This is a genomic window from Arenicella xantha, assembly GCF_003315245.1.
In the GTDB taxonomy this organism is placed as follows: domain Bacteria; phylum Pseudomonadota; class Gammaproteobacteria; order Arenicellales; family Arenicellaceae; genus Arenicella; species Arenicella xantha.
In genome coordinates this window covers 291,158-304,636 of sequence record NZ_QNRT01000004.1, presented here as the reverse complement: position 1 = coordinate 304,636, position 13,479 = coordinate 291,158, and the positions used below count along the sequence as shown (strand labels likewise).

Annotated in this window: 11 protein-coding genes; 7 read left to right on the top strand and 4 right to left on the bottom strand. The window is 48.7% G+C overall.

All coding sequences use genetic code 11. The features are described from left to right. Positions 1-185: 185 nt before the first annotated feature. A complete protein-coding gene (gene tsaE, locus DFR28_RS15025) occupies positions 186-668 on the bottom strand; it encodes a tRNA (adenosine(37)-N6)-threonylcarbamoyltransferase complex ATPase subunit type 1 TsaE (protein WP_113955195.1) in 483 nt (160 codons plus the stop codon). 58 nt (positions 669-726) lie between these two features. Between tsaE and queG the strand changes: the two genes are divergently transcribed. Continuing rightward, the gene (gene queG, locus DFR28_RS15020; protein ID WP_113955194.1) at positions 727-1,857 is read left to right on the top strand and encodes a tRNA epoxyqueuosine(34) reductase QueG; all 1,131 of its coding nucleotides are present in this window, start codon (positions 727-729) and stop codon (positions 1,855-1,857) included. Between the two features lie 115 nt (positions 1,858-1,972). Here the strand turns inward: queG and rpmG are convergent, their stop codons facing one another. From rpmG to radC, 3 genes are all read right to left on the bottom strand, one after another. Beyond that, positions 1,973-2,128 carry a 50S ribosomal protein L33 gene (gene rpmG / locus DFR28_RS15015; RefSeq protein WP_113955193.1) on the bottom strand — a complete coding sequence of 52 codons (156 nt, stop codon included), beginning with the start codon at positions 2,126-2,128 and terminating at the stop codon, positions 1,973-1,975. A gap of 45 nt (positions 2,129-2,173) precedes the next feature. Further along, entirely contained in the window at positions 2,174-2,410 is a 237-nt protein-coding gene (rpmB, locus tag DFR28_RS15010) for a 50S ribosomal protein L28 (protein ID WP_113955192.1), read from the bottom strand. Between the two features lie 250 nt (positions 2,411-2,660). After that, a complete protein-coding gene (gene radC, locus DFR28_RS15005; RefSeq protein WP_113955262.1) occupies positions 2,661-3,338 on the bottom strand; it encodes a RadC family protein in 678 nt (225 codons plus the stop codon). A 525-nt stretch (positions 3,339-3,863) separates the two neighbouring features. Here radC and coaBC point away from each other — a divergent pair. From coaBC to lpdA, 6 genes are all read left to right on the top strand, one after another. Further along, on the top strand, positions 3,864-5,138 hold the full coding sequence (gene coaBC, locus DFR28_RS15000) for a bifunctional phosphopantothenoylcysteine decarboxylase/phosphopantothenate--cysteine ligase CoaBC (protein WP_113955191.1): 1,275 nt from the start codon (positions 3,864-3,866) through the stop codon (positions 5,136-5,138). Continuing rightward, on the top strand, positions 5,135-5,593 hold the full coding sequence (gene dut, locus DFR28_RS14995; protein WP_113955190.1) for a dUTP diphosphatase: 459 nt from the start codon (positions 5,135-5,137) through the stop codon (positions 5,591-5,593). The genes coaBC and dut overlap by 4 nt, the downstream gene beginning before the upstream one ends. Positions 5,594-5,871: 278 nt before the next feature. Then, complete coding sequence (locus DFR28_RS14990) at positions 5,872-7,155, top strand: citrate synthase (protein ID WP_113955189.1); 1,284 nt, start codon at positions 5,872-5,874, stop codon at positions 7,153-7,155. Between the two features lie 468 nt (positions 7,156-7,623). Continuing rightward, positions 7,624-10,419 carry a 2-oxoglutarate dehydrogenase E1 component gene (locus tag DFR28_RS14985; protein ID WP_113955188.1) on the top strand — a complete coding sequence of 932 codons (2,796 nt, stop codon included), beginning with the start codon at positions 7,624-7,626 and terminating at the stop codon, positions 10,417-10,419. An 84-nt stretch (positions 10,420-10,503) separates the two neighbouring features. Further along, positions 10,504-11,748: a 2-oxoglutarate dehydrogenase complex dihydrolipoyllysine-residue succinyltransferase gene (gene odhB / locus DFR28_RS14980; RefSeq protein ID WP_113955187.1), complete on the top strand. Its 1,245-nt coding sequence runs from the start codon at positions 10,504-10,506 to the stop codon at positions 11,746-11,748. Positions 11,749-11,863: 115 nt separating this feature from the next. Then, positions 11,864-13,288 carry a dihydrolipoyl dehydrogenase gene (gene lpdA, locus DFR28_RS14975; RefSeq protein WP_113955186.1) on the top strand — a complete coding sequence of 475 codons (1,425 nt, stop codon included), beginning with the start codon at positions 11,864-11,866 and terminating at the stop codon, positions 13,286-13,288. Positions 13,289-13,479: the final 191 nt, after the last annotated feature.

Here is a 13,479-nt window from a genome sequence, read left to right as displayed (position 1 = left end):
ACCAAACCGAATCAAAGAAATTAATCTTTGAAGTCACTAAGCCGACCGGCCTCCAAAAGAGACGAATTCGGACTAGCAACGCGCGAATGTTCGCACAAAATTAAATAAAAATCTGCAAACTTTTGTAAAACAGCAATCGATTACATTGCCACTCGAACGCAATATATTCAGTCGCCGCGTATTACTTAGGTCTTGAGCGAAGCACCCGTTTTGAAAACTATATTGCGATAGGTCGACGGCGCATCCAGCGGCAACTCGATTTCGACTCGATGCGTCGCTGGCGGCAGCCAGCCAACTCCACGCTCCGACCACTCAACTAGAAATATACTTTGCTCTCCCCACAAATCATCAAGGGCTAAAAACTCAAGCTCCTCAGGTGCTTCGAGTCGATATAAATCCATGTGATATACCGTACCACCGCGCACCGGATATTCCTGCACCAAGTTATAGGTTGGGCTGGTAACGTCGCCGACATAGCCCAAACCATGGATAATTGATTTAGCTAAGGTTGTTTTGCCCGCCGCCATCGCGCCATCCAGATACACACAACTCGGGAATGTAAGCTGTGCCGCGATAGCCCGGCCTGCCGCCTCAGTATCATCAAGACTTTGACATTGAGCCAAGCCTTCAGAATTTTCTAGGTTTTTGGATTCAAAAAGTGATTGCATAATCAATTATCGTTCAACACGAACGTCACAACGCAACTTAGGTTAGAATTCGTCAATTATGACATCTCCAACCAGCAATTCACATGAAAGCTTGAGCACTGAACAGCTCAACGCACTCGCCAAGCAAATAAAAGACTGGGGGCTAGACCTCGGCTTTGACGCCGTCGGCATTTCCGACACCGACCTCAGCGAACATGAAGCACACTTAGAAAACTGGGTTGCGGCTGGCATGCATGGCGAAATGGACTACATGCACAAACATGGTGTAAAACGCACACAACCAAGCAAGTTGGTCGAAGGCACACGGAGAGTGATTTCAGTACGCATGGATTATGCTCCCGCTGACATTCGGAATGCCGAGACAATGCTCGCGCAAGACTCCATTGGCTATATCTCGCGTTACGCTCTGGGCCGTGATTACCACAAGGTACTGCGCGCGCGCCTTAAAAAGTTGGCACAACGGATTCAAGAAAAGATTGGCGATTTCGGCTATCGCGTTTTTACTGACAGCGCCCCCGTTATGGAAAAAGCGATTGCCGAGAAAGCTGGTTTAGGCTGGATCGGCAAACACAGCAACCTGCTTGATTCAAAAACCGGATCGTGGTTCTTCTTAGGCGAACTCTATGTTGACTTACCGCTACCTACCGACCAAACGGCCACCAATCATTGCGGAAGCTGCCAACGCTGTATTGATGTATGCCCAACGCAAGCGATCATTGGCCCTTATCAAGTTGACGCTCGGCTATGCATCTCGTACTTAACCATCGAATTAAAAGGCGCTATTCCTACCGAGCTGCGCGCCAAAATGGGTAACCGAATCTACGGTTGTGACGATTGTCAATTCGTTTGCCCGTGGAATAAGTTTGCGCAGACCACGAAAGAACCCGATTTCACACCCAGAGCTGAGTTAACCGATCAAAAATTAGTCGATTTATTCGGATGGACCGAGGAGCAGTTTTTGCGTAACACCGAGGGCACCGCAATTCGTCGAATAGGCTATGAAAGCTGGTTAAGAAATATAGCGATCGCACTCGGCAACGCCTCACCAACAGCAGCGTCAATTAAGGCACTTAAAGCACGTCGCGAGAGCGCTACAGAGCTTGTTAAAGAACACATCGACTGGGCATTAACGCAGCATCAAGCAGCGAACTTACCAACATCAGCGGAAGAACTTAGCACGCACAAATAACCGCGTAGGCCAGCTAAGACTCGCCTTCAGCGATCACCAGCCTTGCTTAAAATTGACACAAAAAAGCCAGCTAAGAAGCTGGCTTTTTACGTCGCATTGCGAGAAGCAAGTAAATCTACTTGATTTTAGCTTCCTTGTATTCGACGTGCTTACGAACCACTGGATCATACTTCTTTATGACCATTTTTTCAGTCATAGTACGCTTGTTCTTAGTGGTCGTGTAGTAATGCCCAGTTTTAGCCGTGGACACCAACTTAATTTTATCTCTCATGCTACTTAGCTCCTTTTTCCAATATTGGTTCGAGTGTCGACGTGCTTATACCTTTACGCCACTAGTGCGCAAGTCTTTCAAGACTGTATCAATGCCTTTTTTGTCGATAATACGAATGCCTTTAGAAGACACGCGCAATCGAACCCAACGGCTCTCACTTTCAACCCAAAATTTGCGGTAGTGCAAATTCGGCATAAATGTGCGACGCGTGCGATTGTTCGCGTGTGACACGTTGTTACCAAACGTTGTACCTTTACCGGTCACCTGACATATTCTAGCCATCGTACTAAACCTTCTCTTATTAAATGCGAGCCCTAGCCCAACCTCAATCAATTGACGAATTCAACCGAGCCATGATCGTGCTAAGTGTTTGTTTTTTCTAGGTAGCGCAGCAAATCGTTACCCGCTAGCCAATCTAGGGGGCGATTTATACCAGAAACCTCTTGAAAATAAAACCAATTCTTACAACTAAAGCGTGTCTTTTTTGGCTTTTCAAAAATGACCAACTCTCTCAGCAGAATTTCAAGCGGTGTCACGGCAGCGCGCCCATCTCAGCAAACGAAACAACTTGAGAGTCACCAACGACAAAATGATCAAGAAGCTTGACCCCCACCATCGCCAGCGCCAACGACAAAGTTTCGGTAAGCGCTCTGTCGGCCGCACTTGGTTCAGCCACGCCAGAAGGATGATTATGCGCTACTATCATGGCGGCTGCATTATGTTTTAGCGCCTCTTTGACTACCTCTCTAACCGGCACCGAGGCGTTATCGATAGTGCCCCGAAACAACTCTTGATGCTGAATAACTCGATGCTTGCTGTCGAGATACATCACAAAAAATGCCTCGTAAGGCTTGTCTCTCAACTGCAACGTTAAATAGTCGCGACTCGCTTGCGGGCTGGTAATCGCTTCGCCGCGCTCTAACCGCTCCATCAAATATCGTCGCCCCAACTCAAGCGCCGCACTAAATTGAACATATTTAGCATCACCAATTCCCTTAAATTGTTTAATTTCAGTGCGCGACATATTTAACAACGCACGCAATCCGCCCGCCTCCAACAGCGCTTCGCGAGCCATATCAATGGCCGTCTTACCAGGAATGCCGGTGCGAATAAACAAAGCCAATAGCTCTGCATCACTCAGCGATTGCGCACCATTGGACAGCAACTTCTCGCGCGGTCGCTCAGCCTCTGGCCAATCTTTAATTGGCAACCGCTGCGATGCTCCAGACTCGGTTGAGCGAGGACGGCTAACCGCACCTAATAATCGCTGATAAATTGGTTTTTGTTCAAACTCGCTAGTCATGCTCACTCTCCTTGTTAAATTTAACTATCTTGAAATCGACATGCGCCCCAATGCGGCATTCGATGCATTACTCTCAACAATCCGATGTCAAGAATATGGACGCCTTTTACGCGACGTGCTGGCTTGTGCTTCGCTCTTTGTTAAATTGACCCTAAAGCAAATTCCGAAAGCCTAAAAGACTTGGCAATTAACTTTCGAAGCAATTTAACAACCACCGCAAACCTATGTTCGGCTTATTAAAGCATAAGCCATCAGAATGAACCAGCGCTCGCCTGACTCTTTACCTTCAGTGAGGCATGCCACGCATCAATCTGAAGCTACAAACCCTTAACGCCCAACAAAGCCAAATACCCAACTATGCAGGTGTGTTCGATTAAAGTTGGCATGTACTCTCTGGTTCGGGGATAATTAGTGCCCATATGCGATCTAACAATGATTCGAGTGGCGCCCAATATCGGCGACAATCGAGTAATTCCAACCGAGAGCCTCAATTTGAAAACCCTCACCAATAAACGTGTTTTACTTGGCGTCAGCGCTGGCATTGCCGCGTATAAGACTCCCGACTTAGTTCGGAAGCTCACGGAGCTAGGGGCCGAGGTGCAAGTAATCATGAGCCGCAATTCTGAGCAGTTCGTTGCACCACTTGCACTGCAAGCGGTCAGCGGCCATGCAGTACACAATTACGCCATGACCGCCGAAAGTGAATCCGGCATGGGTCATATTGACTTAGCGCGCTGGGCCGACATCGTGCTAATTGCCCCAGCCACCGCGAACATTATTGCTCGCCTATGCCAAGGCAATGCCGACGAGCTACTCACTACCGTGTGCGTGGCCACTGAGGCACCGATAGCGGTAGCGCCAGCAATGAATCAACAAATGTGGCAAAACCACGCCACGCTGAGCAATATAGACCTTCTAACACAACGCCAGATTCATGTGCTAGGCCCCGATTCTGGCGAGCAAGCATGCGGCGAAGTCGGGCCAGGCCGCATGTTACAGCCGGCCGAGATTGCCCAACGCGTTGCCGAGCTATTTACCTCAACGGCGCTAACTGGCCGCCGCATTATGCTCACCGCAGGCCCCACATGGGAAGCAATCGACCCGGTCAGAGGCATCACCAATCACAGCTCAGGCATGATGGGTTACGCGCTCGCACAAGCCGCCGCTGAAGCCGGTGCACAAGTAACGTTAATAAGCGGCCCTACCTCGCTCACTAAACCCGAGCGAGTAACAAGCGTCGATGTGGTGTCAGCTTGTGACATGCACAACGCAGTAATGGAACGCATCGCTGAACAAGACATCTTTATTGGCGTGGCCGCGGTAGCCGATTATCGGCCGGTCGACTCTGCGGATCAAAAAATCAAGAAGAACGCTGACGAAATGACTATCACCATGGTCAAAAACCCCGATATCTTAGCCGACGTCGCCAACTTAGAGCACGCGCCGTTTTGTGTTGGATTTGCCGCCGAAACCCACGATGTTGTTGACTATGCGCGCGGTAAATTAGAACGCAAGAAGCTCGACCTAATCGCCGCCAATCATGTCGGTGGTAGCGAAACCGGTTTTGGCGTTCCAGACAACGCTATTTCGCTGATTAGCCGCGACCGCGTCCTTGATCTTCCCAAACAAAGCAAACATGCGCTGGCTCGCCGCCTGATTATCGAAATCGCCGACAGCTACCAAAAAAAGAATGAGAAACAAACATGAAACAATCAATCCAGTTAAAGATTCTTGACCCACGCCTCGGCAACGAATTTGAACTTCCTGACTACGCTACCAGTGGCTCGGCCGGCATGGACTTACGCGCCTGTGTTGAACAAGACACCAGCATCGCACCTGGCGAAACGATTTTGATTCCGACCGGCATGTCGATTTACGTCGCCGATCCATCCTTAGCTGCCGTACTATTGCCGCGATCAGGACTTGGCCATAAGCACGGCATCGTACTGGGCAACCTCACCGGCTTGATTGATTCTGACTACCAAGGGCCGTTAATGGTGTCACTCTGGAATCGCGGGCAAACAGCGTTCACGATCGCTCCGGGAGACCGAATTGCACAAATGGTGATCGTGCCAATCGTTCAGGTTGCATTCGAAGTGGTCGAAGAATTTAGCGTGTCGGACCGCGCCAGCGGCGGTTTTGGCCATACAGGCGTCAAGTAAAAGGCTTTTTAGCCGTATTTTTTCGCCAGATACCTGCCATTTACTAGATAGATTGCCGTGCATATTATTTTTTGAGCGCGGTTTTGTTATACTGCGCGTCGCACTTCCGGCAACTTGCTGTGCTGAAGCTTCAAATCGGCAGCAATCATCGCCAGCTAGGCTAATCCAAATCTCGAAACGGGCGTTGCCCGCTCGCCATGACAGGATGCTCCGAACAGGAGCCCAAATTGGCAGCGCGGCACATTAGCAGTCCACAACGTTTTACAAATGAGGAAATCATGTCAGATACCCTGTCCATCAAAGACAATCGCACTGGAAAAGAGTACGAGATCGATATCGTAGACGGCAATATTAGTGCCACACAACTGCGCCAAATCAAGATTCAAGCCGATGATTTTGGCATGATGAGCTACGACCCTGGGTTTTTGAATACGGCCAATTGCACTAGCCGCATCACAGATTTAGACGGCGGCAAGGGCATTCTGCGTTACCGCGGCTACCCTATTGAGCAACTTGCAGAACGAAGCACCTTTTTAGACGTCGTCTATTTATTGTTCAACGGCGAACTGCCAGATGCACAACAGTCTTCTGACTGGGAAGAGCGCATCACGCATCACACCATGTTGCATGAAAAGACTAAGCGCTTAATGGGCGGCTTTAATTACGACGCACATCCAATGGGCGTATTTATCTCGACGGTTGCGGCTTTATCGACGTTCTATCCAGATGCTAAGGATGTTAACGATCCTGAAACACGCATGCTGCAGGCTTGCCGCTTGATTGGCAAAACACCAACGATTGCGTCTTATGCGTATCGTAACAGCCGCGGTCTACCATACATCTACCCAGATAATGAGTTGAGCTATACCGGCAACTTTTTGAACATGATGTACCGCATGGTGGAACCTCGTTATCAAGCACATCCAGCGCTTGAGCGAGCACTAGACGTGCTATTCATTTTACACGCCGACCACGAACAAAATTGCTCGACTAGCGCGATGCGAAACATCGCAAGCTCTAAAGCTGACCCGTTTGTGTCAGTTGCTGGCGCCGCCGCTGCATTGTATGGCCCATCGCATGGTGGTGCTAACGAAGCCGTATTGAACATGTTGCGCGAAATCGGCACTAAAGACAAAGTAGCTGATTACGTTAAACGTTGTAAGAATGGTGATTTGCGACTAATGGGCTTTGGTCATCGCGTATACAAAAATTATGATCCGCGAGCACGCATTGTTAAAAACATAGCCGATGAAGTATTTGAAGTGACAGGCCGTAATCCATTAATCGATGTGGCGATGGAACTTGAGCGTATTGCGCTAGAGGACGATTACTTCGTGTCTCGCAACTTGTATCCAAATGTCGACTTCTATTCTGGCTTAATTTACGAAGCAATGGGCTTTCCAATGGAAGCGTTCACGGTATTATTTGCTATTCCACGTACCGCCGGCTGGCTGGCACAATGGATGGAATTAATGTCCGACCCAGAGTTTCGTATCACGCGTCCACGACAAAACTACCAAGGTTATGGCGAACGTCATATTCCAGCGGACTATCGAAGCTAGACTCTAGGGCTAAAACCAGCTTAGAGAACTACTTAAAAAGCCACCTACGGGTGGCTTTTTTTGTGCCCGTTAAATCAAACCGCAATCAAGCGGCATTTATGACCAAATGTGCACAGTAAAGTGGCATACTTAGAAGCACTGAAATAATTATTGTGCAAAGTGTCAGTTATACGAATTTTATGCCGCCGATCCACGTAAAAAACAATGAGTTTTGCTCCCGTGCTGCGTTAGATTTAGTTATCATCCATACCCGTGTTACGCCACCCTGTTCATCCTAAACAAAAGGTTGACGTCTGACGCCACTTTGCAAGTACGTTTATTACTATTTTGATAGCCATTTTGATAAAGAGTCTAGCCAACACTAACAAGTTAACTAAGACCAATTCATGCTGATGAATGAATTGCATTAATGCTTATCAACACCATAAATTAGTCTGATCACAAACCAAATAGATAGCCACATATATAATGAGCTCCCACTCTGATCCACTCAGCCTGCTCAACGGGCAGAATATCGCTTTTCTGGAAGATGTTTACGAACAATACCAGGAAGACCCAAACTCGGTTTCCCCCGAGTGGCAACAATACTTTTCACAATTGGGCGCAGTCGAAACCGATAGAGCACCGTCTACGGCTAGCACCATGCTCAACTTGGATGCCGACATGGCGACCAAGCAAGGTTCAGTATCACGCTTAATCAGTACCTACCGGGCGATGGGGCACAAGCTTGCCAATATTGATCCGATCAATGAGATGGAGCCGCAAGACGCCTCCGAGCTAGAGCTGGAATACCACGGTTTGTCAGATGCTGACCTGGACACCGTGTTTGACACTGGGCCTTTACGTGCCGCAGATCGTCTTCCACTGCGTGACATTGTGGCGATTCTTAAAGCCAATTATTGTGGTTCGATCGGCTATGAATATGGCCATATGTCGAGCGCGCAGCAGCGCCGATGGTTACGTACACGCTTAGAGCAGCCGATTGGTCACGACCCATTCTCTGATCAACAAAAGAAACATATTCTCAACCGCCTCACTGCAGCCGAAGGCATGGAACGCTACCTCCATACCAAATACGTCGGCCAAAAACGCTTCTCATTAGAAGGCGGCGAAAGTCTGATCCCGATGCTCGACCATATCATTCAGCAAGGTGGCGCCGACGGTATCAAAGAAGTGGTGATCGGGATGGCGCACCGAGGCCGATTGAATGTGTTGGTAAACATTCTAGGTAAGGCGCCACGTAACTTATTCTCCGAATTCGAGGGCAAGCACGACATTAATGAGCTTGCGGCGAGTGGCGATGTGAAATACCACCAAGGTTTCTCATCGGATATTCAAACTAAGGGCGGTCCAGTTCATTTGTCCTTGGCATTTAACCCATCTCACTTAGAAATTGTTAGCCCTGTTGTAGAAGGCTCGGTACGTGCTCGTCAACAACGACGCGACGATCATCAAGGTGAATCAGTCTTACCCATTTCCATACACGGGGATGCCGCGTTCGCTGGTCAAGGCGTGGTTATGGAGACGTTCCAGATGTCAGGTTGTCGCGGCTACCGAACCGGCGGCACCCTGCATATTGTGATCAATAACCAGATTGGCTTTACCACCAGTCACCCGAAAGACACACGTTCAACGCCTTACTGTACCGAAATTGCCAAAATGGTTGGTGCGCCAATTTTCCACGTCAATGGCGATGATCCGCAAGCGGTGATATTCGCGACGCAGATTGCCATGGACTTCCGTATGAAGTTCCATAAAGACGTGGTGATCGACCTCGTTTGCTATCGTCGTCATGGTCACAATGAGTCCGATGAGCCATCGGTAACACAGCCAGTGATGTACAAAAACATCAAAGCGTTACCAACCACTCGCCGAATTTTTGCACAACGTTTAATTGATGCTGGCGTAATCACTGAGGCTGATGAAAAACAATACAACAAGGACTATCGCGCATCGATGATCGCTGGTGAACGCGTAGTTCCTGAGTTTGTCGAAGTCCAACAAGGTGACCACACAGTCGATTGGACACCGTATATCAATATTCCGTGGGACTACAAAACTGATACCAGTTTTAATGCCAAGCGCTTAGACTTTTTGGCCGAACGCATCTTAGACGTGCCAGAAGACTTTGAGCTGCATGCACGCACCAAAAAGATTATGCAAGACCGCGCCAAAATGAAAAATGGCGAACTCGCATTAGATTGGGGCATGGCTGAAAACCTAGCGTATGCCACATTAATAGACGACAATTTCGCAGTTCGCCTTTCGGGCCAAGATAGCGGACGCGGCACGTTTTTCCATCGCCACGCAACACTGCACAATACGCGCAACAAAGACGTACATATTCCGCTGCGCAACATCAAAGATAAGCAGCCTGATTTCTTGGTTATCGACTCACTACTATCTGAAGAAGCAGTGCTGGCATTTGAATACGGCTATTCCTGTTCTGACCCTAAGACAATGGTAATTTGGGAAGCTCAGTTCGGAGACTTTGCCAATGGCGCGCAGGTTGTATTAGATCAATTCATATCCAGTGGCGAAGCTAAATGGGGTCGCTTAAGCGGGCTAACCATGTTCTTGCCACATGGCTACGAAGGTCAGGGCCCAGAGCACTCATCTGCACGCTTAGAGCGTTACTTGCAGCTTTGTGCGCAGCATAATATGCAAGTGTGCTACCCAAGCACGCCAGCACAAATGTTCCATATGATCCGTCGGCAAATGGTGCGCCCATACCGTAAGCCACTCATTGTCATGACGCCAAAAAGCTTGTTGCGACACAAATTGTCTACTTCAACGCTAGAAGAATTACACAGTGGTGAATTCCAAAATGTGATTCCTGAAATCGACAAATTGGTCGATAAAAAAGTCCAGCGCGTGGTGTTTTGTACCGGTAAAGTCTACTTTGACTTGCTAGAACAGCGACGCGCTGACGAAATTGACGACATCGCATTAGTGCGGGTTGAACAGTTGTATCCATTCCCACGCGATGCCGTAGTGCAAGAATTAAAGCGCTACCCCAACGCAGACGAAGTGGTATGGTGCCAAGAAGAGCCCAAAAACCAAGGCGCTTGGTATCAAATCATGCATCACTTTAAAGCCTGTGTTGAAGACCGCCACACGGTTTTGTATGCTGGACGCGAAGCATCGGCCTCCCCTGCTGCGGGCTATTTAGCAGTACATCGCGAGCAACAAACTCGCCTAGTACACGCAGCATTGGCACCGATTGATGAAGAAGACACTTACCGAGTTGAGGCAACTGATTAGTCCGCCTCTACTCATATTGAAAATACAGTTCCACGAAACGTTTGAAAAAACAGCTGAACCCAACCCATTGCAGGAGCAAGCACCATGTCAGTTGAAATAAAAGTACCCATTCTTCCTGAATCAGTCTCTGAAGCCACAGTCGCAACTTGGCATAAACAAGTTGGGGATGCGGTGAAAGTGGACGAAAATATTGTCGACATTGAAACCGAAAAAGTCGTTTTGGAAGTCCCCAGCACGGTTGATGGGGTTATCACAGAGATTCGCGTTGAAGAAGGCGCTACAGTCGGTGAGCAAGATATTATCGCGATCATTGAGGAAGGCGCAGCAGCAAGCGCTGCCCCAGCAAGCACCGCCCCAGCAAGCGCCGAAAGTGCAAGCACTCAAGCTCCAGCGGTCGACAGCTCAAACGATGATGCCGCCGCTAATGATGACGATGCCGATAAATTGAGCCCTGCGGTTCGAAAAATGTTAGCTGAAAGCAACCTGAGCGCAGAAGCGGTCAAGGGAACTGGCAAAAATGGTCGCATCCTCAAAGAAGACGTGCAAAATCATTTGAAGACGGCAACCTCTGATAGCAAAGCTAGTGCCACTCCAAGTAGTCCGACAGCGAAAACCGCACAAGCTGGTGAACGCGGCGAACGTCGAGTGCCAATGACTCGATTGCGAGCCACTATTGCGCGACGTTTAAAAGAAGCGCAAGACACTCAAGCCATGCTTACTACGTTTAATGACGTTAATTTGCAGGCCGTCATCAATTTGCGTAGCCAATACAAAGAACTGTTTGAGAAAAAGCACGGCACACGCCTAGGCTTTATGTCGTTCTTCGTTAAAGCAGCGATTGAAGCATTAAAACGCTTCCCTGCGGTTAATGCGTCAATCGACGGCAACGACATTGTGTATCACGACTTCTACGATGTTGGCATCGCGGCATCGTCACCTCGAGGGCTTGTTGTTCCCGTTATGCGTGACGTAGACCAAATGAGCTTTGCCGATGTTGAGAAAAGCATTGGTGCGTATGGCCAAAAAGCGAAAGATGGCAAACTGACCATGGATGACTTGGTTGGTGGCACGTTTACAGTCTCAAATGGCGGCGTATTCGGCTCAATGCTTTCTACACCGATCGTCAATCCTCCGCAAAGCGCGATTCTTGGCATGCACCGCATCGAAGAACGGCCAATTGCAGAAAACGGCGAAGTCGTCATCCGCCCAATGATGTATCTGGCTTTGACCTATGATCACCGCATCATTGATGGCAAAGAGTCGGTTCTATTCTTGCGCACCATCAAAGAGTGCCTTGAAGATCCTGCTCGACTTTTGCTCGAACTTTAATCCTGCAAAGCATCGCCCGACCACCGCATTGTCAGTGGTCGGAGCGACGAAAACCGGCTTAGCGCTTACTGCGTAAGCCGGCCTGAATACTTTAATTATTTGAATAGAGAATAGAATGTCTGACAAATTTGATGTGATCGTAGTTGGCGCTGGCCCAGCCGGATACGTGGCTGCAATTCGATGCGCTCAATTAGGAATGAATACCGCATGCGTTGATGACTGGAAAGACGCCGACGGCAAACCATCGCTCGGCGGCACCTGTCTTAACGTAGGCTGCATTCCATCTAAAGCTTTATTAGATTCAGCTGAAAAAGTCGCGCAAGCCAACCATGACTTTGCTGACCACGGCATTTCAGTCGGCAAAGTAAGCGTTGATGTCCCCAAAATGATTGCTCGGAAAAACGATATCGTTAGCAATCTAACCAAAGGCATCGCTGGCTTATTTAAGGCCAATAAAATCACGTCAATTCACGGGCGCGGCCGACTACTCGCCAACAAGCAAGTAGAAGTCACCAACGGTAGCGATAAAAGTACTTATAGCGCTGACAACATCATTATCGCCGTTGGTTCGCTGCCCATCGCAATACCAGTGGCTGAAGTGGATAACGATTTGATTCTCGACAATGCTGGCGCGCTAGACATCAATGATGTGCCTAAAAAACTGGGCGTAATCGGTGCTGGTGTCATCGGCCTCGAGCTTGGCAGTGTCTGGAACAGATTAGGTTCAGAGGTTACCTTGTTCGAAGCAATGGATGAATTCCTTGCACCGGTCGATAAGCAAATCTCACGCGAAGCACAGCGGGTATTCACCAAGGGCCAAGGCCTTGACATTAAACTAGGCGCTAAAGTGACCGCGACCAAAGTAAATAAAAAGTCGGTCAAAGTAACCTACAGCCTGAAAGGCGAAGAACACAGCGAAACGTTTGACAAACTAATTGTGGCTGTTGGCCGACGAGCTAATACCAGCAACATTGTCGATGACGCTGTTGGCCTCAAACTCGACGAACGTGGACGCGTCGATGTTAATGATCGCTGTCAAACTAATATCGATGGTGTCTATGCCATCGGTGATGCAGTTAAAGGTCCGATGTTAGCCCACAAAGGCTCAGAAGAAGGCGTGTTTGTCGCCGAATCCATCGCCGGACAGAAACCGCACTTAAATCACGACACGGTGCCTTGGGTTATTTATACGCACCCAGAAATTGCTTGGGTAGGCATTACCGAAGAGCAAGCCAAAAAGCAAAAAATTAACTACAAAACCGGTTTCTTCCCATTTGCAGCGAATGGCCGCTCGTTGGCAATGAACGAGAAAGGCGGACGCGTGAAAATGATTGCCGACGCTGATACCGACCGCGTGCTCGGCGTGCATATTCTAGGCCCTAACGCCTCCGAGCTGATCTCCGAAGCAGTACTCGCAATGGAGTACTCGGCATCGTCAGAAGATATTGCTCGGACTGTGCATGCGCATCCAACGCTATCAGAAGCACTGCACGAGGCGGCCTTGTCAGTCGATGGTCGAGCCTTACATAAAGTCAATTAATTCGAAGCACTACCGAATAACACAAAGGGGCGCTAACAGCGCCCCTTTGTGTTTAATATCGAGTGTTAATACCAAATACCTAAAAATCGCCGCACATTTAATCAGCCTATTTGCACTCAGCGGCTTTTACCGTGCCTGCCTTTTGACCCAAAAAAACAATAAGATAAAGGTACACTTAGAAACATAAAGTT